At 44.8% G+C, this 23,298-nt stretch carries 20 protein-coding genes; 11 read left to right on the top strand and 9 right to left on the bottom strand.

What is annotated here, in order from left to right:
- Positions 1 to 174: 174 nt before the first annotated feature.
- The 3 genes from ELS82_RS09795 to ELS82_RS09785 form a co-directional block, all read right to left on the bottom strand.
- Positions 175 to 1,116 carry a LysR family transcriptional regulator gene (locus tag ELS82_RS09795; RefSeq protein ID WP_134835371.1) on the bottom strand — a complete coding sequence of 314 codons (942 nt, stop codon included), beginning with the start codon at positions 1,114 to 1,116 and terminating at the stop codon, positions 175 to 177.
- 61 nt (positions 1,117 to 1,177) lie between these two features.
- Positions 1,178 to 2,143, bottom strand: a complete 966-nt coding sequence (locus tag ELS82_RS09790) for a lytic murein transglycosylase (protein WP_134835321.1) — start codon at positions 2,141 to 2,143, stop codon at positions 1,178 to 1,180.
- Positions 2,144 to 2,189: 46 nt separating this feature from the next.
- Positions 2,190 to 2,480: a YcgL domain-containing protein gene (locus ELS82_RS09785; protein WP_053440266.1), complete on the bottom strand. Its 291-nt coding sequence runs from the start codon at positions 2,478 to 2,480 to the stop codon at positions 2,190 to 2,192.
- A 159-nt stretch (positions 2,481 to 2,639) separates the two neighbouring features.
- Here ELS82_RS09785 and minC point away from each other — a divergent pair, with 159 nt between their 5' ends.
- The 3 genes from minC to minE are packed head-to-tail and all read left to right on the top strand — an operon-like array spanning position 2,640 to position 4,404.
- Positions 2,640 to 3,302: a septum site-determining protein MinC gene (minC, locus tag ELS82_RS09780; protein ID WP_134835320.1), complete on the top strand. Its 663-nt coding sequence runs from the start codon at positions 2,640 to 2,642 to the stop codon at positions 3,300 to 3,302.
- A 19-nt stretch (positions 3,303 to 3,321) separates the two neighbouring features.
- Entirely contained in the window at positions 3,322 to 4,134 is an 813-nt protein-coding gene (gene minD, locus ELS82_RS09775) for a septum site-determining protein MinD (protein ID WP_134835319.1), read from the top strand.
- A 6-nt stretch (positions 4,135 to 4,140) separates the two neighbouring features.
- Positions 4,141 to 4,404 (top strand): cell division topological specificity factor MinE, encoded by a 264-nt coding sequence (minE, locus tag ELS82_RS09770; RefSeq protein WP_126574534.1) that lies wholly within the window; start codon positions 4,141 to 4,143, stop codon positions 4,402 to 4,404.
- Positions 4,405 to 4,967: 563 nt separating this feature from the next.
- Here the strand turns inward: minE and adhE are convergent.
- Positions 4,968 to 7,673 carry a bifunctional acetaldehyde-CoA/alcohol dehydrogenase gene (adhE, locus tag ELS82_RS09765; protein WP_134835318.1) on the bottom strand — a complete coding sequence of 902 codons (2,706 nt, stop codon included), beginning with the start codon at positions 7,671 to 7,673 and terminating at the stop codon, positions 4,968 to 4,970.
- Positions 7,674 to 8,285: 612 nt separating this feature from the next.
- Here adhE and ELS82_RS09760 point away from each other — a divergent pair.
- Both ELS82_RS09760 and ELS82_RS09755 read left to right on the top strand, forming a co-directional pair.
- The gene (locus ELS82_RS09760) at positions 8,286 to 8,924 is read left to right on the top strand and encodes a YchE family NAAT transporter (protein WP_134835317.1); all 639 of its coding nucleotides are present in this window, start codon (positions 8,286 to 8,288) and stop codon (positions 8,922 to 8,924) included.
- Between the two features lie 51 nt (positions 8,925 to 8,975).
- Positions 8,976 to 9,830: an ion transporter gene (locus ELS82_RS09755; protein ID WP_134835316.1), complete on the top strand. Its 855-nt coding sequence runs from the start codon at positions 8,976 to 8,978 to the stop codon at positions 9,828 to 9,830.
- A 53-nt stretch (positions 9,831 to 9,883) separates the two neighbouring features.
- Here ELS82_RS09755 and ELS82_RS09750 read toward each other — a convergent pair whose 3' ends face one another.
- Together ELS82_RS09750 and asd are read right to left on the bottom strand one after the other, a co-directional pair.
- Positions 9,884 to 10,408, bottom strand: a complete 525-nt coding sequence (locus ELS82_RS09750) for a prepilin-type N-terminal cleavage/methylation domain-containing protein (RefSeq protein ID WP_134835315.1) — start codon at positions 10,406 to 10,408, stop codon at positions 9,884 to 9,886.
- 110 nt (positions 10,409 to 10,518) lie between these two features.
- Positions 10,519 to 11,631: an aspartate-semialdehyde dehydrogenase gene (gene asd / locus ELS82_RS09745; RefSeq protein ID WP_134835314.1), complete on the bottom strand. Its 1,113-nt coding sequence runs from the start codon at positions 11,629 to 11,631 to the stop codon at positions 10,519 to 10,521.
- Positions 11,632 to 12,081: 450 nt separating this feature from the next.
- Here asd and nhaC point away from each other — a divergent pair, with 450 nt between their 5' ends.
- Positions 12,082 to 13,518 carry a Na+/H+ antiporter NhaC gene (nhaC, locus tag ELS82_RS09740; protein ID WP_134835313.1) on the top strand — a complete coding sequence of 479 codons (1,437 nt, stop codon included), beginning with the start codon at positions 12,082 to 12,084 and terminating at the stop codon, positions 13,516 to 13,518.
- Positions 13,519 to 13,581: 63 nt separating this feature from the next.
- Here nhaC and ELS82_RS09735 read toward each other — a convergent pair whose 3' ends face one another.
- The 3 genes from ELS82_RS09735 to yejK all read right to left on the bottom strand — a co-directional run bounded on the left by ELS82_RS09735 (position 13,582) and on the right by yejK (position 17,144).
- A complete protein-coding gene (locus ELS82_RS09735) occupies positions 13,582 to 14,736 on the bottom strand; it encodes a chemotaxis protein (protein ID WP_134835312.1) in 1,155 nt (384 codons plus the stop codon).
- Between the two features lie 62 nt (positions 14,737 to 14,798).
- Positions 14,799 to 16,034: an Hpt domain-containing protein gene (locus tag ELS82_RS09730; RefSeq protein WP_134835311.1), complete on the bottom strand. Its 1,236-nt coding sequence runs from the start codon at positions 16,032 to 16,034 to the stop codon at positions 14,799 to 14,801.
- A 108-nt stretch (positions 16,035 to 16,142) separates the two neighbouring features.
- A complete protein-coding gene (gene yejK, locus ELS82_RS09725) occupies positions 16,143 to 17,144 on the bottom strand; it encodes a nucleoid-associated protein YejK (RefSeq protein ID WP_053440353.1) in 1,002 nt (333 codons plus the stop codon).
- 84 nt (positions 17,145 to 17,228) lie between these two features.
- Here yejK and ELS82_RS09720 point away from each other — a divergent pair, with 84 nt between their 5' ends.
- The 5 genes from ELS82_RS09720 (at position 17,229) to ELS82_RS09700 (ending at position 23,174) form a co-directional block, all read left to right on the top strand.
- Positions 17,229 to 17,453: a YejL family protein gene (locus tag ELS82_RS09720; RefSeq protein WP_134835310.1), complete on the top strand. Its 225-nt coding sequence runs from the start codon at positions 17,229 to 17,231 to the stop codon at positions 17,451 to 17,453.
- Between the two features lie 29 nt (positions 17,454 to 17,482).
- The gene (locus ELS82_RS09715) at positions 17,483 to 19,285 is read left to right on the top strand and encodes a DUF3413 domain-containing protein (RefSeq protein WP_134835309.1); all 1,803 of its coding nucleotides are present in this window, start codon (positions 17,483 to 17,485) and stop codon (positions 19,283 to 19,285) included.
- Positions 19,286 to 19,464: 179 nt separating this feature from the next.
- Positions 19,465 to 20,400: a LysR family transcriptional regulator gene (locus tag ELS82_RS09710; protein ID WP_134835308.1), complete on the top strand. Its 936-nt coding sequence runs from the start codon at positions 19,465 to 19,467 to the stop codon at positions 20,398 to 20,400.
- A 194-nt stretch (positions 20,401 to 20,594) separates the two neighbouring features.
- Positions 20,595 to 21,704, top strand: coding sequence for an NAD/NADP octopine/nopaline dehydrogenase family protein (locus ELS82_RS09705; RefSeq protein WP_134835307.1), 1,110 nt, complete (start codon positions 20,595 to 20,597; stop codon positions 21,702 to 21,704).
- 63 nt (positions 21,705 to 21,767) lie between these two features.
- Positions 21,768 to 23,174: a YfcC family protein gene (locus ELS82_RS09700; RefSeq protein ID WP_134835306.1), complete on the top strand. Its 1,407-nt coding sequence runs from the start codon at positions 21,768 to 21,770 to the stop codon at positions 23,172 to 23,174.
- Positions 23,175 to 23,298 lie beyond the last annotated feature (124 nt).

The following is a 23,298-nucleotide window of genomic DNA, read 5'->3' as shown; positions in this document are numbered from 1 at the left end:
AAAATGAGATGCAAATCACATTTGTTAATTTCATGCGATCTTCGATTGAACAAAAATCAACCACGCAATCAAGTGACTGATTTTATTGAATATAAACGTTTGCTTATTGGCATTATTTCCAATTGGAAAAGATGTTTCTGGATTTGGAAATAATCGCTTCGCTTGCCACTAAGATCACGGGCGCTGAATATAGGGACTCAATCGCTTGTCCCAGTAGCACGGCGTGCCAATGGTTTGCTTAATAAACTCAATCACAGCCGCGGTCTTTTTTGGCAAGTAACGACGACTTGGGTAAACCGCATAAAATGGCATCACCTGAGAAGCGCACCAATCAGGAAAAAGCTGAATCAGTTGACCGCTTTTAAACTCATCTCTGATTAAGTAAGTCGCGAGGTAGGCAATCCCCCACCCTGATACAGCGGCGTCTCTCACAGCTTCAGCCAGATCCACCGAATAGTTACCAGACACTTTAACGTTCAGTTGCTCATCATGATTTGAAAAAGCCCATCGGGTGTAATCTCGCTCCCAACTGCGGTAGATAAGACAGTTATGCTCAGCAAGATCATTAGGGTGCGTGGGGGTGGTATTCTTGACTAAATAATCCGGAGAAGCTGCAACCACAAAGTGAGAATCCGCAATTCTTTGCGCCACGTACCCTTCGGGAAGATGTTCGTTGTTGGTAATCCACAGATCGAGCCCCTCCTCCAACATATCGACTTTGTAATCAAATAAGTGAAGCTCTACTTGCAGCTTTGGGAAACGCTCCCTTAACTCATTAATGGCCGGGATAATATGCAAGGTGCCAAACGACTGCGACAGACCTAGTTTAACCAAGCCCGCCACTTCATCTCTTTGGCACTCTACCTCGCGCTGAGCTTCGCCGATGATCTCAACCATCTTGGCGCAGTGCTCATAATAATCTTGCCCAGCTTCAGTTGGGGTAAAGCTACGAGTGGTTCGTTGCACCAATTGAATCCCCAGCGAAGACTCTAGCGAAGCAAGCTGCTTACTGACATGTGAAACCGACACTCCTAAGCTTTTCGCTGCAAGAGTGAAGTTTTTATGTTTGAGCAAGGCAGCAAAAACCACCATTTGTGACGCGCGTTCTGACAGCAAAATCGTTTCCCAAAAAAGAAAGGAGCTCAATTGAGCTCCTTCAGAATACGTTGTTTGGTTCTTATAGTGTGATTCTATCAGCTAAATGACTAACTGCTAGTGCGAAGTAGTAAGAGCGATTCCACTTCATAAGAACATTGTAGTTGTTGTAAACCAGATAGACTCGACCGTTCGCATTGTCTGGCGCCGTCAACCAGGCATCAACATCGACCTGCGGCAATGAGCTGCCATCATAACGAGTGATACCAAGTTGGTTCCACTGAGCTAAAGTTTTCTCTTTACCTTCGACACGTCCTTCTAGATTCATGTCGAAACCAGCTGGCAATTTCACCTGACGCCCCCAAGTGAACTTGTCATTCCAACCATACTGACTCAAATAGTTAGCCGCTGAAGCGAACACATCCGCTTCGCTGTTCCAAATATCTTTCTTGCCATCTCCGTTACCATCAGCGGCAAAAGAGAGGAACGAGCTCGGCATAAATTGGCATTGACCCATCGCACCAGCCCAAGACCCTTTAAAGTCTTCGTAAGGGATATGGCCTTCATCTAAGATCTGTAATGCCGCCATGGTCTCTTTACGGAAGAAAGCTTCTCGGCGACCATCATAAGCCATGGTAGAAAGTGCATCGATCACTGGGTAGTTACCGGTAAATCGACCAAAGTTACTTTCAATTCCCCACAGAGCAACGATGAATCTTGGCTGTACCCCGTATTCTTCACCAATTTTGCTCAGCTCTGCGTAATGCTCTTTATAGAGCGACTTGGCTTGCTTCACTTTCCAATCAGGTACCGCGCGCGGAATGTATTCATCCAACGTTAAACGCTTCTCTGGCTGGTTATTATCGGCTTTAACTGCGCGAGGTTTGTGTTCTACATTGGCAAAAGCTTGTTTGACGACTTGCTCGGAGATGCCTTTTTCACGGGCTTCTTTTTTCAGCCCTTCGATGTACTGCTCAAAACTAACTTCGTTAGCATAAGCCGTGGATGCAATGGCCAGACCTAGTGCAACTGACAATAATTTCTTCACTTTTGCCCTCCTTGAGCAAAGTAAGCAACAATCCGAGTTTAAGTCGTTATTCGTCTTCGGATTGCTGACGAGCTTGTTTTTGCTCTTTGTATTCTTCTAGTAAATTCTTTGGTGGCGGCGGTAATTGTAGGAAAAAGCCATCATCTTCAAGCGATTGTTTAACTTTTTCTACATCCACTTGTGCCAGGCTACGCCCTTCAAGTTTCACCACCATGACCATAGTAGGTTTGCCAAACATCTGCATTAATGTGTCAGGAACTTGTGAAAAATCATCCTTTTTAGGGATATATAAGTAAGCGCCTTCTTTTTTAGAACTTTTGTAAATTGCACAAAGCATGGGAAACCTTTGTCCGTTTGATTCATGGAACGTTAGCGTTTTGCCATTTTTGAGAGCAAAACAGTCAATTGATTGCAAGATAGCTTGCTGTGCTTATTTTAGGAATATAACATGATACCCCTAGTCTCAGGCAACGCCCTTAAGAGGTTGTAAGTAAAGATGTCGCATACCCCAGACCTAAAAGGCAGTAGCTTTACTTTGTCAGTTTTACACCTTTCTGACAACGATGTAGAAAAATCAATTCATTTCCTACAAGAAAAGGTTACTCAGGCACCTGCGTTTTTCGCCCAAGCGCCAGTTGTTATTAATATATCTAAAGTGGATGGTGACATCGACTTTTCGAGGCTAAAAGAAGGCATTTCTCTGGCTGGAATGATTCCCGTTGGCGTAACAGGTTGTAAAGACAAACGAACTGAAAACTCGGCATCAGAGGCTAAATTTGCCGTGATGTCTGCAAGTAAATCGCCAACGCAAGCTCCAGCAAAGATGCAACCGACCAAAATCGTTCGCTCACCCGTACGTTCAGGTCAACAGATTTATGCGAAAGACGCTGACTTAGTGGTACTTAACCATGTTAGCGAAGGCGCTGAAGTCATCGCTGATGGCTCAATCCATATTCACGGCACATTACGTGGCCGAGCGATTGCTGGTGCTAATGGCAACAAAGATGCAGTCATTATCTGCAATAAGCTCAATGCTGAATTAATGTCTATCGCTGGTCATTATTGGCTAACAGAACAATTTGCCGAAGAGTATTGGCAACAAAAAGTCATGTTTAGTTTGGACAATGACTCGCTCAAATTCGAGTTATTAACAATTTAAGAATTATAAGGAACACATAATGGCACGCATTATTGTTGTAACGTCAGGCAAAGGCGGTGTTGGTAAAACAACATCAAGCGCAGCTATCGCGTCTGGCCTTGCGGTGAAGGGTAATAAGACGGCAGTGATCGACTTTGATATTGGCCTGCGTAACCTTGATTTGATCATGGGTTGTGAGCGCCGCGTGGTTTACGATTTCGTTAACGTTATCAATGGTGAAGCAACGCTTAACCAAGCGATGATCAAAGACAAGCGCACAGAAAACCTATTCATCCTGCCAGCTTCTCAGACTCGTGATAAAGACGCGTTAACTAAAGAAGGCGTTCGTCGTGTGCTTGATGAACTTGACGAAATGGGCTTCGACTTTGTTATCTGTGATTCTCCAGCAGGCATCGAGCAAGGCGCGCTAATGGCACTATACTTTGCAGATGAAGCCATCGTAACGACAAACCCTGAAGTCTCTTCTGTACGCGATTCTGACCGTATCCTTGGCATTCTTGACTCTAAGTCTCGCCGCGCAGAAGAAGGCCTTGAGCCAGTAAGACAGCACCTGCTACTAACACGTTACAACCCAACACGTGTAACGCAAGGTGATATGCTGAGCGTTGAAGACGTGGAAGAAATTCTACATATTTCTCTACTGGGTGTTATCCCTGAAAGCCAAGCTGTTCTGAACGCTTCAAACAAAGGCGTACCGGTGATCTTTGATGATCAGTCAGATGCCGGTATGGCTTACGATGACACAGTTGAGCGCCTGCTTGGCCAGCAAGTGGATTTCCGCTTCCTGACTGAACAGAAGAAAGGAATCTTTAAACGTCTATTCGGAGGCTAAATCGGCATGTCATTACTTGAGTTTTTCCGCCCGCAGAAAAAGAGCTCTGCGAATCTAGCCAAAGAGCGTCTACAAATTATTGTCGCTGAACGCCGTAGCCAAGGTGATCCAGCGCCTTCATACTTACCGCAGCTTAAGGAAGATATTCTTAAGGTGATCAGTAAGTATGTCGCCATTGACCCATCGATGGTTGATCTCTCTTTTGAGCACAAAGATGATGATATTTCAGTGCTTGAGCTGAATGTGAAATTGCCTGAAGACGAGAAGTAAGTCTGAAGTGATTCAATTATTAAAAGGCCGATGTGAAAGCATCGGCCTTTTTTGTATCTACCGTCATCCTCAAGAATGAGGTACGAACGAGTTGGGGATCTCTTAAGGTGGGTCGCCAACTCACAGAGATTCCCTACTCACTCCTTCGCCGTTCTATGGAATGACACGAAGGCCCAACCACCAGCACTGCGTCATCCTCAAGAATGAGGTACGAATGAGTTGGGGATCTCTTAAGGTTGGTAGTCAGCTAACAGGATTCCCTACCCACTCCTTCGTCGCTCTATGGAATGACACGAAGGCCCAACAACCAGCACTGCGTCATCCTCAAGAATGAGGTACGAACGAATTGGGGATCTCTTAAAGTGGGTCGCTAACTCACAGAGATTCCCTACTCACTCCTTCGTCGTTCTATGGAATGACGGCGTGCCCAAACTCTTCATCACTCTATGGAATGACAACTGTTCTGATCAAAAAAAAGCCCCAGTCCGTCGACTGGGGCTTTAACTTTTCCCGATAGATAAGTGTCGTGCTAGCGAAAACTTATCTCATAACTAAAGTCTTGCTTATGCTTCAGCTTTTTCTTTCTTAGCTTTAGGCGCTTTCGCTTCTGCTGGTTTCTGGTCAGCTTTCTTAAGGATTACTGTAGTACCTTCGAAAGTTTCACCTTCAACGAACGCTTTACCGTAGTATGACGCTAGTAGAACTTCTTTCAGCTCAGTGATTAGAGGGTAACGTGGGTTAGCACCTGTACACTGGTCATCGAACGCTTCAACAGCAAGTTCTTCTAGTTTAGCGATGAAGTCTGCTTCAGAAACGCCAGCTGCTTGGATAGACAGTGGAATGTCTAGGTCGCCTTTCAGCTCTTCAAGCCATGCTAGTAGACGTTCAATCTTCTGAGCAGTACGGTCACCTTCTTGGCTTAGGCCTAGGTGGTCAGCAACCTCAGCGTAACGACGACGTGCTTGTGGACGGTCGTATTGAGAGAATGCAGTCTGCTTAGTTGGGTTGTCGTTCGCGTTGTAACGTACAACGTTAGAGATTAGTAGTGCGTTCGCCAGACCGTGTGGTAGGTGGAACTCAGCACCAATCTTATGCGCCATAGAGTGACATACACCTAGGAATGCGTTAGCAAACGCGATACCAGCGATAGTCGCAGCATTGTGTACTTTCTCACGAGCGATTGGGTCATTAGCGCCGTTCGCGTAGCTTGAAGGTAGGTACTCTTTTAGCATCTTAAGTGCTTGTAGAGCCTGACCGTCAGAGTATTCGTTAGCAAGAACAGATACGTAAGCTTCTAGTGCGTGAGTTACTGCATCGTAACCACCGAATGCTGTTAGAGACTTAGGCATGTTCATTACTAGGTTAGCATCAACGATAGCCATGTTTGGCGTGATTTCGTAGTCAGCTAGTGGGTACTTAGCACCAGTTTTGTCGTCAGTAACAACCGCGAATGGAGTAACTTCTGAACCAGTACCTGAAGTTGTAGTGATACATACAAGCTCAGCTTTCTTACCCATTTTAGGGAACTTGTAGATACGTTTACGGATGTCCATAAAGCGCATTGCTAGTTCTTCGAAGTGAGTTTCTGGGTGCTCGTACATTACCCACATAATCTTCGCAGCATCCATTGGTGAACCACCACCTAGAGCTAGGATTACGTCTGGCTGGAAGCTCTTCATTGCTTCTGCGCCTTTCTCAACTACAGATAGTGTTGGATCCGCTTCTACGTCGAAGAATGTTTGAACTTCGATGCCTTGCTCTTTCAGTAGTTTTACTACTTCATCAGCGTAACCATTGTTGAATAGGAAACGGTCAGTTACTAGGAATGCGCGTTTCTTACCTTCTAGGTCGCTCATTGCGATTGGAAGGCTACCACGACGGAAGTAGATAGACTTAGGTAGTTTGTGCCACAACATGTTTTCAGCTCGCTTAGCTACAGTTTTCTTGTTGATAAGGTGCTTAGGACCAACGTTTTCAGAGATAGAGTTACCACCCCATGAACCACAACCTAGAGTTAGAGAAGGTGCTACGTTGAAGTTGTAAAGGTCACCGATACCACCGTGAGTAGTTGGGATGTTTACAAGGATACGTGCAGTCTTCATCTTGTCACCGAAGTAACGAATACGGTCTGCGTTAACGTCTTGGTTAGTGTAAAGACCAGATGTGTGACCGATACCACCGATTTCAACCATAGTTACCGCTTGAGCCACTGCGTCTTCGAAGTCGTCTGCGCGGAATAGGCCTAGAGTCGGAGATAGTTTCTCGTGTGCGAATTCGTCGTCGTAAGAAACTTTACCAAGACCTTCACCAACTAGAACTTTAGTGTCTGCAGGAACTTTAACGCCCGCCATTTCAGCGATTGCAGGAGCAGGTTGACCTACAATTTTTGCGTTTAGGTTGCCGTCGATAAGCAGTACTTTACGTACTTTATCTGCGTCAGCTTTAGATAGAACGTGAGCTTTATGAGAAGCGAAACGCTCTTTCACTTCATCATATACTTCGCTAACTACGATAGCTGCTTGCTCAGAAGCACATACTACGCCGTTATCGAATGTTTTAGACATAAGGATAGAAGCTACAGCACGTTTGATGTCAGCAGTTTCGTCGATAACTACAGGAACGTTACCTGCACCTACACCGATTGCTGGCTTACCTGAAGAGTATGCTGCTTTAACCATGCCTGGACCACCAGTTGCAAGGATAAGTGCGATACCATCGTGCTTCATAAGAGCGTTAGAAAGCTCTACAGATGGCTGGTCAATCCAACCGATGATGTCTTTTGGTGCACCAGCTGCTACTGCTGCATCTAGAACAAGTTTCGCTGCATCGTTAGTTGAGTTCTTCGCGCGTGGGTGTGGCGAGAAGATGATGCCGTTACGAGTTTTAAGAGAAATTAGAGATTTGAAGATTGCTGTAGACGTTGGGTTAGTCGTTGGAACGATACCACAAATGATACCTACAGGTTCTGCGATAGTCATTGTGCCTAGGTTGTCATCTTCTTCTAGGATGCCACACGTCTTTTCGTCTTTGTATTTGTTGTAGATAAATTCTGAAGCAAAGTGGTTTTTGATTACTTTGTCTTCAACAATACCCATGCCAGACTCTGCTACCGCTTGTTGAGCTAGCGGGATACGAGCGTGGTTAGCTGCTAGAGAAGCTGCACGGAAGATTGCGTCTACTTTCTCTTGTGAGAACGTTGCAAACTCTTCTTGAGCCGCTTTTACGCGAGCTACTAGAGCGTCTAGTTCAGCCAAATTAGTTACAGGCATAGTGAATCTCCTAAAATAGATAAATATTAAAAACTTTTTATTAAGCTCACTGCTCTCAGGACAGATGTCTTAGTAAATTGCTTTCAGGGCTGAGTATATTATTTCAGGTTGTGAAAAAAATTGACCCAGATCAGTTACCCAAAAAGAATTAACCAATTAGTGGTACTTAATTCTCAAAATGAGACATAAACATATGATTTAAATAGACTTAAATCACATTTCTTATTCGAGCAAAAAAGCAGCGAACAAACCATCAAATTTGAAAAGTGGCCACATTCTGTAAAAAAGTTTCATTTTTTGACCACAAACTTACATGTAATCCATAAACCTTGTGCTACTGAGAGTATATGCAAAACGTATTTTCTCTCTATTTTTTGCCTCGTTTTATGTGAAAAATGTGCGAATGTTAACGTTTGTGTCATTTGAGCACTTCTTGACCACCATTCTACGTAACAAAGTGTGTCATTACTGTTTACCAATCATTCAATAATTAGATTTTCTCAGTTATGAAATGGCTTTAGCTTTAGTTTTTTTCATTCGTTCGTAAGCACAAATTGGACTATATTCGCGCATGTATCCCTGTTCCCCCTTTTATTTGTGTAGGCACGCCGAATGCAAACGTTCGAAATCGCTATTTTTTTGCAGTTTTTCTTGGGTTTAGTCGCAGCAGTTAACCCTGTAGGCATTATGCCGGTATTCGTTTCTTTAACCGGGCACATGACCCAGGAAGAAAAGAACAAAACCGCAGTAACAGCCAACATTGCCGTCGCGATCATTTTGATTGTCTCTTTACTGGCAGGTCAGATGCTGCTCGACATGTTTAGCATCTCTTTAGATTCATTCCGTGTTGCGGGTGGTTTGCTGCTGTTGAGTATCGCGTTCTCGATGATGAGCGGTAAGCTCGGTGAAGATAAGCAGAACAAACAAGAGAAATCTGAGTATGTCAGCCGTGAACAAATTGGTGTCGTACCTTTGGCAATGCCACTTATGGCTGGTCCCGGCGCGATCAGTTCAACGATTGTCTATGGTTCTCGCTATCCAGCAATGCTTGATACATTTGGCATCATTGTGACGATCGTCGCTTTCTGCCTATGTACTTGGCTACTGTTCCGTTCGGCACCACTGATCGTACGTTTCTTAGGTCAAACGGGGATTAACGTCATTACTCGTATCATGGGTCTGATACTTGGTGCGCTTGGTATCGAGTTTATCGCAAACGGATTACGTAACCTGTTCCCAGGATTAGCCTGATTATCAGAATATAGGTATGATAGAGCGACTGTTTAATAGGTCCGCTTTATCATGCCTCGCAATTCACTACGCCATCATTTATACGTCATCATCTTTGGTACACATACCAAAGCGGGTCGAGCATTCGACATTGCCCTGATTGTTGCCATCATCGCCTCGTTATTGGTTCTCATCTTAGAATCGCTGCCAAATGTGATGTCTCGATGGTCACAAGAATTACGCTACATTGAGTACAGCTTTACCGCCCTATTCACTATCGAATATTTATTAAGGCTTTATTGCTCACCTAAGCCAAAATCCTACGCGACCAGCTTTTACGGCGTGGTCGATCTATTGGCAATTCTGCCGACCTACTTGGCTCTAATCTTCCCTGGTGCTTCGTTTATGGGGGTGATTCGCTTACTCCGTGTAATGCGAATTTTCCGTGTCCTTAAACTTGTGCGCTATTTGCAAGATTCGAATATTCTTTTGCGTTCTTTACTTATGGCACGCAGAAAAATCCTAATATTCTTTAGCACGGTCGGTATTTTGGTCACCATTTTCGGTGCTTTGATCTTTGTAATTGAGGGCCCTGATAATGGCTTTACCAGTATTCCGAAGAGTATCTACTGGGCCATTGTGACAATAACAACCGTTGGCTATGGTGACATGGTGCCGCAAACCCATATAGGTAAGGCGATCGCCTCTTTAACCATGCTGCTCGGTTATTCAATACTTGCCGTTCCCACGGGTATCATTACCGCAGAGTTAAGTAACGAGATGAACGCGCACAAAGAGCTAGTAAAATGCCCTAACTGCAATCGTTCCGGTCACGACTCTGATGCTATGCATTGTAAACACTGTGGCAGTGAACTGGCCGATCCAGACTTGCGGGTCGTCAGACAAGATGAAGATTTAAAGCCATAAATAAAAAGGCTCCTATCTAGGAGCCTTTTTATTATCTTGTGTTATCGAATCTGCTAACAGCCAGTGGTGAACGCTTCTGATTGAAACATGGCGCCCTCTTCCATTGCAGCGGTGTACTTGACATAGCACTGGGTTTGTTCAATCGCGGTGTTAAAGTCGCTTCCGCTGAAATCACCAAGGATCGAAGACTGAGTCACTAGCCAATAGTCTGGATCAGCCACGCTACCATTATTGTGTGCAGCCCATACCCATTCTGCATCTAAATCATGATATTCAGCATCTGCATTAAGGAAGTTTTCCAGCCCCCCACGCTCTACGGTCGGATAGCCAAATGCGACATGACCCGTCTGTGAACCGAGGTCAATATGATAACTCGGGTTAGCTTCTTCGCCATCAATCGCCGTTTTTGAGTATGCTAATTGTGCTGCGCCATCTACTGCCGCTTTCATCCCTTGAATACTCGCCGCTCTCGCATCATGACTGTAGTTTAAAAATCTAGGTGCAGCGACAACGGCAAGAACACCCAAAATCACGATCACTACCACTAACTCAATTAACGTAAAACCTTTTGCTTTCATATCAACCCCACTACATTTGCTGACGCAAGGTTAAAAAAGAAATGTCAGTGGGCGATTAACAGACACAAAAAAAGCGCCCATTAGGACGCTTTTCAGAGCTTTCTTACATGTTACTTTTCAGCAAGGATAATACGCAGCGTGCGGCGTAGTGGTTCTGCAGCACCCCATAGAAGCTGGTCACCAACAGTGAACGCATTTAGGAAGTCATCACCCATTGCCATCTTACGTAGACGGCCAACTGGGATAGAAAGCGTCCCTGTCACTTTTGCTGGAGTCAGTTCTTGCGCAGTAATATCACGATCATTTGGAATCACTTTAACCCAATCATTATGGGTTGCGATCATCTCTTCGATCTCATCCATAGGGACATTCTGTTTTAGCTTGATAGTCAATGCTTGAGAGTGACAACGCATTGCACCGATACGTACACAGGTACCATCGATTGGCACAGGTGCATCTTGGAAGCCAAGAATCTTGTTCGCTTCAACGCCCGCTTTCCACTCTTCTTTGCTCTGGCCATTATCACGCTTTACATCGATCCATGGGATCAGAGAACCTGATAGTGGTACGCCAAATTTATCGGTTGGGAAAGATGGAGAACGCATGGCGTCTGCCACTTTCTTGTCGATGTCGAGAATTGAGCTTGATGGATTAGCAAGCTCTGAGCTCACTGAATCATTGATTACACCCATTTGAGAGATAAGCTCGCGCATATTTTGCGCGCCAGCACCCGAAGCCGCTTGGTAAGTCATCGCACTTGTCCACTCAACCAGACCTTTCTCAAATAGACCACCTAGGCCCATTAGCATCAAGCTCACGGTACAGTTACCACCAACGAACGTGTTAGTGCCACCATGAATGCCTTGTTGGATTTGCGCTAAGTTAACAGGGTCTAATGTAATAATAGAGTCTTGCGCCATACGCAAAGTAGACGCTGCATCAATCCAGTAGCCTTTCCAACCCGCTTGACGAAGTGCTGGGTATACTTTTTCGGTGTAGCTACCGCCCTGACAGGTAACAACAGCGTCTAGCTGCTTAAGGCTTTCGATATCAAACGCATCTTGCAGCATGCCTGCATCTTTACCTAGGTTTGGTGCTGGGATACCTACTTGAGACGTGCTGTAAAATACGGGTTCAATAAGGTCGAAGTCTTTCTCTTCCACCATACGTTGCATTAGCACAGAGCCAACCATGCCACGCCAACCGACTAAACCTACTCTCATTCTCAACTCTCCGTGTAATCAATTTTAAAAAGGGAATGGTTCAATATTCAATTTTCACAGCAAAATCTCAAGGGAAATTTGCATCAAATCTGTAACTTTTATTTCTTATTTTCAAAAAACACACTTAGACGCGCGTTTTGGTTGGTTTTCACCCAGTTGTTATAAAGACGACAAAAACCACCCACAACAAGAACAAATACACACCTTACGTGCCACAGAAAATTTACATTTCAAAACATTTCAGATCATTAAAATTAAACTTTAACACTACATTTAACCACAAAAGAACACCAACTCAGATATAAATCACAGCATAACGACATTATCTCGAAATATTATTCCAACTAAGATAAAGTGCACTTCATACCTAATAGGAGTTAGCGCTCCTTCGAGAAGTGGTGCTAAGCACACTACTTTCACTCCGCTAATTACTCTAATAAGAGGCTCTGTATGACGCAACTTACCCCCCGTCTGCCAAGCTTGATGCAGGTTGTAATTTCCTTAGGGTTATTTCTACTACTGGCATTTTCGTTTACAGCACAACTCGATTTACCTATCCAGCTGGCGCTGTACATCGGCTGGTTTATCATCATGTTCCTTGGTATCCGTTTAGGCCACCAATATAAAGACTTAGAAAAAGCAGCTCTTAACGGAATTTCTAACGGACTTGGTGCAGTTCTAATTCTTCTAGCGGTCGGTGCCTTAGTTGGTACTTGGATCTCTGGCGGTATCGTACCGACTATCATTTACTATGGTCTAAAGGCAATCCACCCTTCTATTTTCCTTCTTGCTACGATGATCATCTGTTCATTGACCGCGCTTGCTACCGGCACTTCTTGGGGTGCAGCAGGTACGGCAGGTATTGCAATGATGGGGATCGGCCAAGGCTTAGGTGTTCCTGCGCCAATTACGGCTGGTGCTGTGCTATCAGGCTGTTACTTCGGTGATAAGATGTCGCCGCTGTCTGACTCAGTGATCCTTGCGTCTTCAATGTCTAACGTTGAAGTGGTTGAACACATCAAGGGCATGCTACCTATCGCTCTGATCAGCTACATCATTACTGGCATTATGTTCACGGCATTTGGTTTCCACTACGCAGGTAACGTTGATATGTCTCAGGTGCAGTCAGTGATTCAAGCGATGGAAGAGCAGTTCTACATCACGCCTTATTCGTTTGTCCCTGTAATTATCGTACTGGGCCTACTGGCGATGCGTATGCCTTCGTTCCCAGTGATCAGCTTTGGTTCTCTGCTAGGTATCATCTGGGCTGTAATGATTCAGGATGTTGACTTCTTGCAAGCATTTAACACTGCTTGGGCACCGTTTGAAATCGAGTCTGGCGTTAGCTTTATCGATTCAATCCTTAACCGTGGTGGTATGTCATCAATGCTTGGCTCGGTTGCGGTTATCGTCTTTGGTCTAGGTTTTGGTGGTCTACTGGATAAAGTGGGCGTACTAGAGACCATCGCGAAACTGTTTGAACGCCGTGTTCAAAGTGCCGGTTCACTAGCAACCAGCACCATCGGTACTGCATTCATGGGTAACGTTTTTGGCTCTGCAATGTACGTGTCTTTAATCCTGACACCAAAAATCTGTGCTAAGAACTACGACCGTTTAGGTTACAAACGTAAGAACCTATCTCGTAACGCAGAGTTCGGCGGTACGCTAACATCAGGTATGGTGCCTTGGAGTGATAACGGTATCTACATGGCAAGTATCCTTGGTGTAGCAACCCTCTCTTACGCGCCATTCATGTGGTTAAGCTTCGTGTGTATTATCGTGACAATCATTACCTCATACATGGGCTGGTTTGTTGATAAATGCGAACCAACAGCACCTGCAGCTGATACGGAAACAGAAGCTGAGTTGGCAAAGCAGACCGCATAACTCAGAGTCTGGACATAAAAAAACGCCTCTATTGAGGCGTTTTTTTGTATCTATCAAGCGAGATTATTGACTGTTCTTTGCTGCACTACGTCGCCCTAGCAAGTAACCCAATCCAAGCGGTGCAAAGAAAATCGCAACGATAAAGAGGATAAAGTAAATAATCGTACTCTTAATGAGCTCAACTAACTTATCGACTGCTAAGGTAACCACATCTTGTGAAACCTTATCGATATCTTGAGTAAACCGCTCGCGTTCGGCGCTAATGATTAACGCTATTTCCGCGCGCTCTCTTGCCACCATTTTTTCTAGCGCTTCACGCTCTAAGCTCAATTGCTCAATACGCTGAGTGGTTCGTTGATCGATCTCTTGCACTAAAGGTTCAAGTTGAATCGACATTTGACGGGCAAGATCTTCCATATATTGAGGGTTATTCTCAACAAAGTCTTGGAATGACTCAGACGTTGCTTGCAAGCTCTGAAGCGTCTGAGTTAACTGTTCGCCACTAATAGAGCTATTTAATGCGATAAGTTGTGCTTTCCATGTCATCAGTTTTGGCGTTTGCTCAGACACTAAGCTGAGTCGGTCAGACACGTCGCCTAATGCTTCTGGCATAGTACCTAACGTCGAGACTGCTTCATCTTCACTGATCTGGTTTGCCTCAAGCCATGCTCGGTAAGCGGGTGTTCTAATAAAACTTAAGTCTTCAAATGGATGAGCACTGGCAAATTCACTGACAAACTTCTGGGTTTGAGAATAGCTAGCACCTTTAAGTAGCGACTTCGCAAGCTTATTGATGTCAGCCGCTAACTCTGTAGAAACGCGCTTTGCGTCATCATTAACAAATAGCTCCTGTCCGGCACCAGTATTAAAAAACTGATTCATCTGCTCAGTAAAGACCCAACTATCAATAAGCGCAGCCATTGGAGAGACTTGATAAGAAGAGCGTTGTAAGCCTTCTTCTGCATTGATTTTCCACAGCAATACGTAAGATTGATACAGCTTGTCTTGAGGGTCGTATTGTTCAGCTGTGGCATCCGCAGCTTGCTCTACTTGGGCAAAAAACTGTTGGGTATACTCACGCGTCATTAAACGCATATTGAGTTCTTGTTGTGTCAAAGGTGTTGTCTGGCTATCGATTTTCACTTCAAGTAGTGAACAGCCCGAAATTGGAAGGACGAAAGCCAACAGCCATAGAACAGGTAGGCGGCGAAGCAGCATATAACCTCACATGCAGAATTAAAAAAAGCCAAGCACTATACAATCCTTAAGTCAGGACGAAGTCAACTCTCTACTTTAGCATTCTCTTTTAGGAAAATTCTTGCTTCTTCAAGGGCATTGTCCAATCGTGCCTTGAGTTCATCAAGGAGATCAGGCACCGCAGTGATATCTTCTTTTATCGCGACTTCAACTTTACTTGCCGATTCTCTCAATTTTGAAGCACCCAGGTTGCCTCCCACCCCCTTCAAACTATGCGCTTTTCGCTGTGCTTCTTCTGGAGAGTCGGTAAGCAAGCTAGTGATCCGGTCTACATCTCCAGTGTGGTCTTCAATAAAGACTTCCAACAGCATACAGACAGACTCTACATCTTGATTCAACGAGTCCAACATCTTGGCAAAATCAATCTCTGGTTCCCCCAGACCAGCCTCGACCGGTGATTCAGCAACAGGTGCATAGGGCTGCTCATTGTTGCTTTCATCGTCTTCAGTATCTTGTGACTCACTGTTCGATAACTCTGCTGAGTTGGCAGAGACAGAGCCAGCCGCAACACTAATTAACCAAAGGTAGCCTGCCATAGTGAAAAAGCTGACGAAAATGCCAAGCCAAATATGTCGAGTCAGTAGCTGATTGAACTCATTTCGTTGCAGTGCTATTTGAGCATGGACATCATGAGTGATCAGTTTATCGACAATATATTGCCCTTGAGCATACCCTCCTAACACAGTAGAAATCTGCGCAAGTACTTGCTGTAAGTCTTGTTGTTGCTCAGAAGGTAATTTGGTCGATAGAAAATAGACTTGATCGAGCTCTCGATAGATTGCTGGGCTAGAACCGTTGTCGCTGTACATAGCATCTAAAACGTTGGCACTAAGACGTAGGTAGAGCTCTGATACCCCCTGCTGTCCCTTATAGTCATCTCGCATGACACGGATCTGTTCAACTAGATTTAGCAGGTCTAAGTTGTTATCGAGGTAAATTTGAGTTTGTTCAATGAAGCGGTCAGTCGTAAACAACAACTGATGTATATCAGGTAGGAACCAGCTTTTTTTATAATGGGTATCGATTTGTAAGCGCAAAGCGTAAATCAATTGGATGTTCAGAGCCTGAGTATCGGCCATGTGGGTTCGATAAGGAGAATCGAAGGTAAGGGTTTCGCGCAGCTCTTGAATTCCGCTGCCTAATTCGTAGATTTGCTCTTTGGTTTCACTGGTCGAACGGTAGCTACTCGCAAGTAAAGCGATACAAATCAACCATAGGCTAAGTAGCAACCAGCCAAATTTGAGAGCTCTGCCTTCCATTGTCCTGCCTGTATTCAATAAATCCCTGTAATACAAGCATATACACAATATTCAAGAAGTGCAGGACTAACTGCGAAAATGTTGCAGTTAGTCCGATTCTAGAGAGACTTACTTATTGCGAGTAAGCTGGTCTTTCAGGTTTGGCGGCGTACCTTTAATAGTCAGTGTATCTGTTTCTGGATCGTAGAAGATACGCTCACCAAGCAGCATGCTATCAAAGCTCACATTAAGACCACCACCAGCGCCAACGTATTTAGTCAGCTTGCGCACAGCGGTTCGGTCACCCGGAAAACTCTCTTCTAGCTCGTAGCCTTGCTCTTGAGTGTAATCTAAGAAGCTGGTGCCATCTTGCGCAGGAGGAAGCTCACCAGAAAGTTCACGTACTTGAACTTCATCACCCGATTTAATCTGCTCATTACAGTAGCTAGCCACTTGCTTTTTGTAGTTAAGCACTTCGTCTTTTTCTAATTTTGAATCAGCACAGAAGTCTTCTACCGCTTGCATCAGCACTTGGTTTTGCTGCTTAGTATCTAAGCCTACTTCAGCTTGTAAGAAGTCTAAGAAGAAATCAGCAACTTTACGCCCTACGCGTCCTTTGATGTATGCAAGGTAACGATTAGACTCTTTGTCTGTTTCAAAGCTTGTTAAATCGATTCGAGCAGCAATATCCATCTTGCTTAGATCAAGGTAATCAGTCGCACTGATATCCAGACCTTCTGTCACTTTCAAACTTTGGTTCGATGGAATGATCGCAACGAATAGGTAATCTGTAGCCAGTGACTGATACTCGGCGATAACAAGAATGCCTTCATCGGCAAATGGGTATTTTGCTAGCTCGTCTTTCAGGCGATTTGCACTAGATTGTGAGAAGTCATAGAAATTCTTATTTCCTTGACGTAAATCTTGCAACCAGTGTTGGAATTCACTGTCAGACTTGAAAGAACCAAAGCCCTTACCCGCTTTGGAATTGAATACACGGTGAAGCTCTGCCACCAGATTTTCAGTAGAAGCATCGTTGGTCAGAGACTCGGAACGGAAATTTACAACCAGTTCCTCTGAATCGTTTTTTTGCAGTTGATGCAAGATAACATTAGAAAGGTGTAGGCTCATGATGAAATTTATCGCTGCGTAGGTTTCAGTTGCGTGGCATTGTAGGTTATCATAAGCCGCTTTACTATCATCATTAGAGTCTTTATGCCGATTACATCTAAATACAGCGACGAACAAGTAGAACAAATCCTTACTGAAGTAGCCGCAGTACTTGAAAAACATTCAGCTGGTCCTGAACTTGCATTAATGATTGCTGGCAATATCGCAACCAATGTCTTAAATCATGACGTTGCCGCTTCACAACGTAAGGCAATTGCTGAAAAATTTGCAGAAGCGCTTGTATCTTCAATTGAAGACAAAAAACACTAAAAAATAATAACGGATAATAGAACAATTACATGGTCGATAACGTAAATACATACGGCGAACGCGTATCACGCTTAGTAGGTTGGGGACATTGGTTTTCCTTCTTCAACATTATAGCGGCGATGTTGATCGGAACCCGCTATATCACTCAGTCTCCGTGGCCAGAAACCCTTTTGGGACAATTCTATTTAGCCGCGTCTTGGGTTGGTCACTTTGGCTTCCTTGTATTTGCACTTTACCTACTGGTTCTATTCCCGCTCACCTTTGTCATACCGTCACGCAAGCTATTCCGTTTGGTGGCGGTCTGTTTTGCTACCGTTGGGCTGACCGTACTTCTGATTGATACTCAGGCGTACCAAACCATCAACTTGCACTTAACCCCAGTGGTCTGGGAAGTGCTGTTTAGTGATGAAAGCTCAAACATTAGCGCTGACTTACAGCACCTATTCATTGTGCTTCCTCTTATTTTCCTACTTCAGCTTGCGCTGTCTGAGTGGGTATGGAGAAAGCAACGTAAACTGTCGCATAAACACGTAGGTCGCCCAATTGCGGCTCTGTTCTTCGTCAGCTTTATTACCAGCCACTTAATTTATGTTTGGGCTGACGCGCACTTTTACAGCCCAATTACGGCACAAAAAGCGAATTTCCCACTCTCTTACCCAATGACCGCTAAGTCATTTATGGAAAGACACGGCCTGCTGGATCGTGATGAGTACCTAGAACGCTTAGAGCAAAGTAAAGGTGAAACTGACCTAGTGCAATACCCACTAGAACGTATTGAGTTTGACCGACGCTCTAATCCACTGAACATTCTTATTGTCAGCATCAACAACTTGCGCTCTGATGCACTGAATGCCGAGTCGATGCCAGCGACATATCAATTCGCGCAAAACAACCTCAGCTTTAATAATCACTTTAGTTCGAGCAACGACTCCTACGGTGTATTTGGCTTGTTCTATGGTTTACCAAGCAGCTACTCTTCTAGCATTCAAACTCAAGGTTCTCGTCCTATTCTTATCGACACCTTGAAAGAGAAAAAGTACCAATTTGGTCTATTTAGCGGTGACAACTTCGATGAACCGCTTTACGGCGAAACCGTCTTCCGCGGTATGAACTTTACTGGTATTGCCTTTAACGATCGCACATCTACAGATTCACAAGCGATTGACACTTGGGCTACTTGGGCCGCAGAGCAAGGCAAAAAACCTTGGTTTAGCTACATTGAGCTTACGACAGTAGACAACTTTAGCGCTTACCCTTCAACTAAGGGTCAAACGGCTGCTGAGAAGCTTAAAGAAGGTTACTTCGAATCTGTGGGTGAAGCCGATAACGAAGTCGCGCAACTCCTCACTAAAATCGAAGAGCTTGAGCTTTCTGAATCAACAGTAATTGTGATCACTTCAAATCACGCGACTGAATTCAATGAGAGTAAGACCAACAGCTGGGGTTCAAACACCAACTACAGCCGCTATCAGCTGCAAGTGCCGATGATTATTCATTGGCCAGGTACCGTAGCTGGCGAATATCAGCATCGCACTAGTCATTTGGATCTCTCTGTTACATTACTTCAAGATCTATTGGGTGTGTCTTCAAACCCTTCTGACTTTAGCAGTGGCCGAAACCTATTTGATGAAAGCAAACGCCGCTGGATTCTAGCAGGTGATGCTCGTGAGCTTGCGCTGATTACTACCAAGAATACGACTGTGATTGATAAATTTGGTAACTACAAGCTGTACGACCAAGACTATCACCGCTTAAAAGATCAAAACCCAACGCTTCCAGTATTGATGCAAGGGTTGACTGAGCTGCAACGATTCTACGTTAAGAGTAACTAATTCATATTATTACGACTGACAATTAATCGATAAAAAGAGAGCTAAGGCTCTCTTTTTTCTTTTTAACTCAGAGTCTTCCACTAGCAACAAAATAATTAATAATGAAAACGCCATCAAAGTATACAAATCAGATACCTGCTAGGGTGGCAGCATTATTGAAATAGTGGATTATTTAGTAAATGAAGCTCACTCAACTCAACGCTTTTAAAGCCGTCGTCGAATGCCAAACGGTTACTGCAGCCTCAGAGCGCCTTAGTCTAAGTCAACCTGCGGTCAGTCGCTTAATTTCAGGCTTAGAGCAACATATCGGGTTTCAGCTCTTTCAACGCAAAGGCAACCGTCTAGAACTGAGCTGCGAAGGAGAAGCTTTTTACCTTGAAGTCGCCAAGGTGTTTGATGCGGTATCTGGGCTTAGCCAGTCCGCCAATTCGATTCGCTCACGTCATTTTGGTAGCCTTAACATTGCCGCGATGCCACTGCTGTCAAATACCTTTTTGCCCCGTACCCTTGCCACATTCCTTAAACAGTCAGCCAAAATGAAGATAGGTTTTAAAACCTATCGCTCTGAAGAGGTGGTGCACCGTATTCAAAGCCAAACCACCGACATCGGTTTTGCTTTTGTCGATCAACATTTAGCGGGAGTCAAAGCACAAAAAGTTGAGTGTGAATGTGTCTGTTTGGTTCCTACCACTTCTCCTTTAGCACATCGAACAGTTATCGATCTTTATGATATTGCGGATCAAGTCTTGATCCGCCATGAACGTGATACTACTCAACGCCGGATAGATACACTGCTACGCCGCTACGATCTTACCACTATCGAGCAAATCGAAGTTTCCCTGGCCAGTAGTGCTGCCGTATTAGTCAGTGAAGGAGTTGGCATTGCGATCACAGATCCATTTACCGCTCACATGGAAGTTGAGCATGGTAAGGTTGTGATGCGTCCTCTGGTGTTTAGCTTACCGTTCGAATTTGACATTCTTTACCCTGCCCTTAAGCCAATCCATCGCCATGCTGAGCAATTTATCGAACACTTTATGCTCCTCGCTGACCAGATGGGCATCTTGCTCAAAATCGGTCCAATGCGCGATCTTAGTGAAACGATAAAAGCGTGAGCTCACATTTAGCCGCAGCACTACCCGTTGCGGCGCGCACGTAATAAAAACTTACATTTCAAATGGTTAACCAACAAAACTTGAGTGATCATTACCTTTTTGCATACTAGTCATCACCTTTGTCATTGGCGAGCTGACACCACTCTTCCTTAGTCTGGTTGGGTACTCAATCAAACAATAAGAAGGATAGAGATATGAAACCTCGTGTCTCAGTAATCGGCTCTGGCAATGCGGGCTTAACCGCGGCATACCACTTTACTTTGCATGGTGCAGATGTTTGTTTATATGGCGCTCCTGGCTTTGATCAAGCGCTCACCGATATCGAACAGTGTGGTGGTATTCGCGCTTTAGCCGAGTTTAATAACACCTCACTCAGCTACGCTGGATTTGAGGCCTGCGATAAGGTAAGTCGTGATTTGGCCGAGACCATCGCCTACAGTGATATCCTCATTCTACCTGTGCCCTCTTTTGCTCAAGAGCCTCTGTTTGTCAACATGCTACCGCATCTGCGTGATGGCCAAATCATCATGTTGATGCCGGGCAACTATGGCTCTTTGGTGCTCAACCGTATTAAGCAGGAAAAGGGCTATCAAGATCTGAAACTGACTTTCGTTGATGCGATTTCAATCCCTTGGGCAACCCGAATTATCGGCCCAGCAGAAATCGCCATATTAGGTATGAAAAAGTTTCTCCCTATTGCCGCTTTCCCTGCAACCGATGTTGATAAAGCAGTGGATGCATTACAGCCCGTTATGCCATTGCGGCTCACTCCGCTAAAAAATGTTATCGAAGCGGGATTAGAAAACATCAATTTTGGCGGTCACCCGCTGCTGACTACGCTCAATATGGGACTGTTAGAAAACTTTGATGGACAGTTTAACTACTACAAAGATTGCTGCTCGGTTTCTACTGCGAAAGCGGCCGCGGTGATGGAAACAGAACGTCTTTCGATTGGTGCTGCTTTTGGGCTTGAGCTTAAGCCTGAGTTAATCGCGATGAATGCGCTTTACGATATGGATTGTCAAAGTGTCTATGAGGTCAATCGAACTTCAGAAACCCACGGTAAGCTCAACAGCGCACCTAATTCAGCCAGCAATCGCTATATCACTGAGGATGCAGCCTATCTATTAGTGCCATGCTATGAGTTCGCTAAGCTGCTCAACATCGAGACACCTATCATCACCTCTTGCTTGCATATTGATAACGCCTACAACGATACCAACTACTTCGAACAAGGTAGAACATTAAAGTTAATGGGGTTAGACAACAAGTCTGCTCAAGAAATCATGGACTTCGTTAGCTAAGCGCCATGAGCCATCAGATGCGATTGAGCGTGCTGATGGCTCATAATACAAAAGGACTCCCCTATGACTAAAATTAAGTTTCCTTCGGCATACACCATCTTAATGCTACTCACCGTTGTTATGGCGATTCTAACTTGGACCATACCTGGCGGTCAGTACCAGATGGAAAACAACGAAACCCTCGGTCGCATGGTGCCTATGGTCGGCACTTACCACTCCATCGCTGCAAACCCGCAAGGTGTGGTCGATATTTTAATGGCGCCGATTCAAGGCTTCTATGACCCACTAAGCTACACCGCCCGCGCGGTCGACGTTGCCCTGTTTGTGTTAGTAATCGGCGGCTTTCTCGCCGTAGTAACCAACACTGGAGCCATTGACGCAGGCATCGCTGGTACGATGCAGCGCCTTGATGGACGCGAAAAGTGGATGATTCCGATCCTAATGGGCTTATTCGCACTAGGCGGCACTGTGTATGGCATGGCCGAAGAGACCATCCCCTTTTATGCCTTACTAATACCCGTGATGATTGCCGCAGGCTACGACAGCATCGTCGGCGTCGCCATCATCATGGTTGGCGCAGGAATCGGCTGTTTGGGTTCTACTATCAACCCATTCGCAACGGTTATTGCATCCAATGCTGCTGAAATAAACTTTATGGAAGGCTTTGCTCTACGCGCAACCATTCTGGTTTTAGGCTGGTTAGTGTGTGTGATTTATGTGATGCGCTACGCTGAAAAGGTAAAACAGAATCCCGAGCTGTCATTGGTCGCGCATCAACGCGAATCTAACCTCAACCACTTTTTACACAGCAAGCAGAAACAAACACCGGACTTTACTACCACACGTAAAGTCATCTTGGCCATTTTCGGTATCACCTTTGCCATTATGATGTGGGGGGTATCTATTGCTGGTTGGTGGATGGCAGAGCTTTCGGCACTGTTTATTGGCTCTAGTATTGTTGTTGGCTTAGTCGCACGTATGTCAGAAGCTGAGATAACTGAAAGTTTTGTCGATGGTGCTCGTGATCTGCTCGGAGTGGCGTTGATCATTGCAATTGCTCGCGGCTTAGTGGTGGTGATGGATAACGGCAATATAACTCACACCATTCTTAACTACGCCGAAGGGCTGTTGGTTGGCTTGCACCAAGTTGCCTTTATCAATGCGATTTACTGGATTGAAGCGGTAATGTGTTTAGTCGTGCCATCATCATCAGGCCTAGCGGTGTTATCAATGCCAATCTTGGCACCTTTAGCAGACTTTGCTGGTGTTAGCCGTGAGCTAGTAGTCACCGCCTACCAATCAGCATCTGGGCTACCTAACTTAGTTACCCCGACTTCAGGTGTCGTAATGGGTGGTTTAGCCATCGGGCGCGTTGCCTACCCAATCTGGCTTAAGTTTATCGGCCCTCTATTGGCCGTATTAACCACCATGGTGATGATTCTACTCAGCTTAGGTGTCGTCTTTAGTTAATAATGACACTCTATTCAGCGCTAAACTCGCTTAGAAGTCGTTGATTATGGTGTAAAAACACCCACTTAAACTGATTTTTATCACGAAGTGTATATAAATAAAGCAAAGAGTAATTTTAGGGGTT

The organism is Vibrio ouci, from assembly GCF_004551525.1.
Taxonomy (GTDB): domain Bacteria; phylum Pseudomonadota; class Gammaproteobacteria; order Enterobacterales; family Vibrionaceae; genus Vibrio; species Vibrio ouci.
The sequence above is the reverse complement of the archived record's forward strand: the minus strand, read 5'-3'. Positions and strand labels throughout refer to the sequence as shown.

What these genes read in the sequence shown, in the direction of transcription:
- ELS82_RS09785 (WP_053440266.1), bottom strand. Translation starts at nt 2,480, where the DNA reads ATGCTTTGTGCAATTTACAAAAGTTCTAAAAAAGAAGGCGCTTACTTA.
- minC (WP_134835320.1), top strand. Translation starts at nt 2,640, where the DNA reads ATGTCGCATACCCCAGACCTAAAAGGCAGTAGCTTTACTTTGTCAGTT.
- minD (WP_134835319.1), top strand. Translation starts at nt 3,322, where the DNA reads ATGGCACGCATTATTGTTGTAACGTCAGGCAAAGGCGGTGTTGGTAAA.
- minE (WP_126574534.1), top strand. Translation starts at nt 4,141, where the DNA reads ATGTCATTACTTGAGTTTTTCCGCCCGCAGAAAAAGAGCTCTGCGAAT.
- adhE (WP_134835318.1), bottom strand. Translation starts at nt 7,673, where the DNA reads ATGCCTGTAACTAATTTGGCTGAACTAGACGCTCTAGTAGCTCGCGTA.
- ELS82_RS09760 (WP_134835317.1), top strand. Translation starts at nt 8,286, where the DNA reads ATGCAAACGTTCGAAATCGCTATTTTTTTGCAGTTTTTCTTGGGTTTA.
- ELS82_RS09755 (WP_134835316.1), top strand. Translation starts at nt 8,976, where the DNA reads ATGCCTCGCAATTCACTACGCCATCATTTATACGTCATCATCTTTGGT.
- ELS82_RS09750 (WP_134835315.1), bottom strand. Translation starts at nt 10,408, where the DNA reads ATGAAAGCAAAAGGTTTTACGTTAATTGAGTTAGTGGTAGTGATCGTG.
- asd (WP_134835314.1), bottom strand. Translation starts at nt 11,631, where the DNA reads ATGAGAGTAGGTTTAGTCGGTTGGCGTGGCATGGTTGGCTCTGTGCTA.
- nhaC (WP_134835313.1), top strand. Translation starts at nt 12,082, where the DNA reads ATGACGCAACTTACCCCCCGTCTGCCAAGCTTGATGCAGGTTGTAATT.
- ELS82_RS09735 (WP_134835312.1), bottom strand. Translation starts at nt 14,736, where the DNA reads ATGCTGCTTCGCCGCCTACCTGTTCTATGGCTGTTGGCTTTCGTCCTT.
- ELS82_RS09730 (WP_134835311.1), bottom strand. Translation starts at nt 16,034, where the DNA reads ATGGAAGGCAGAGCTCTCAAATTTGGCTGGTTGCTACTTAGCCTATGG.
- yejK (WP_053440353.1), bottom strand. Translation starts at nt 17,144, where the DNA reads ATGAGCCTACACCTTTCTAATGTTATCTTGCATCAACTGCAAAAAAAC.
- ELS82_RS09720 (WP_134835310.1), top strand. Translation starts at nt 17,229, where the DNA reads ATGCCGATTACATCTAAATACAGCGACGAACAAGTAGAACAAATCCTT.
- ELS82_RS09715 (WP_134835309.1), top strand. Translation starts at nt 17,483, where the DNA reads ATGGTCGATAACGTAAATACATACGGCGAACGCGTATCACGCTTAGTA.
- ELS82_RS09710 (WP_134835308.1), top strand. Translation starts at nt 19,465, where the DNA reads ATGAAGCTCACTCAACTCAACGCTTTTAAAGCCGTCGTCGAATGCCAA.
- ELS82_RS09705 (WP_134835307.1), top strand. Translation starts at nt 20,595, where the DNA reads ATGAAACCTCGTGTCTCAGTAATCGGCTCTGGCAATGCGGGCTTAACC.
- ELS82_RS09700 (WP_134835306.1), top strand. Translation starts at nt 21,768, where the DNA reads ATGACTAAAATTAAGTTTCCTTCGGCATACACCATCTTAATGCTACTC.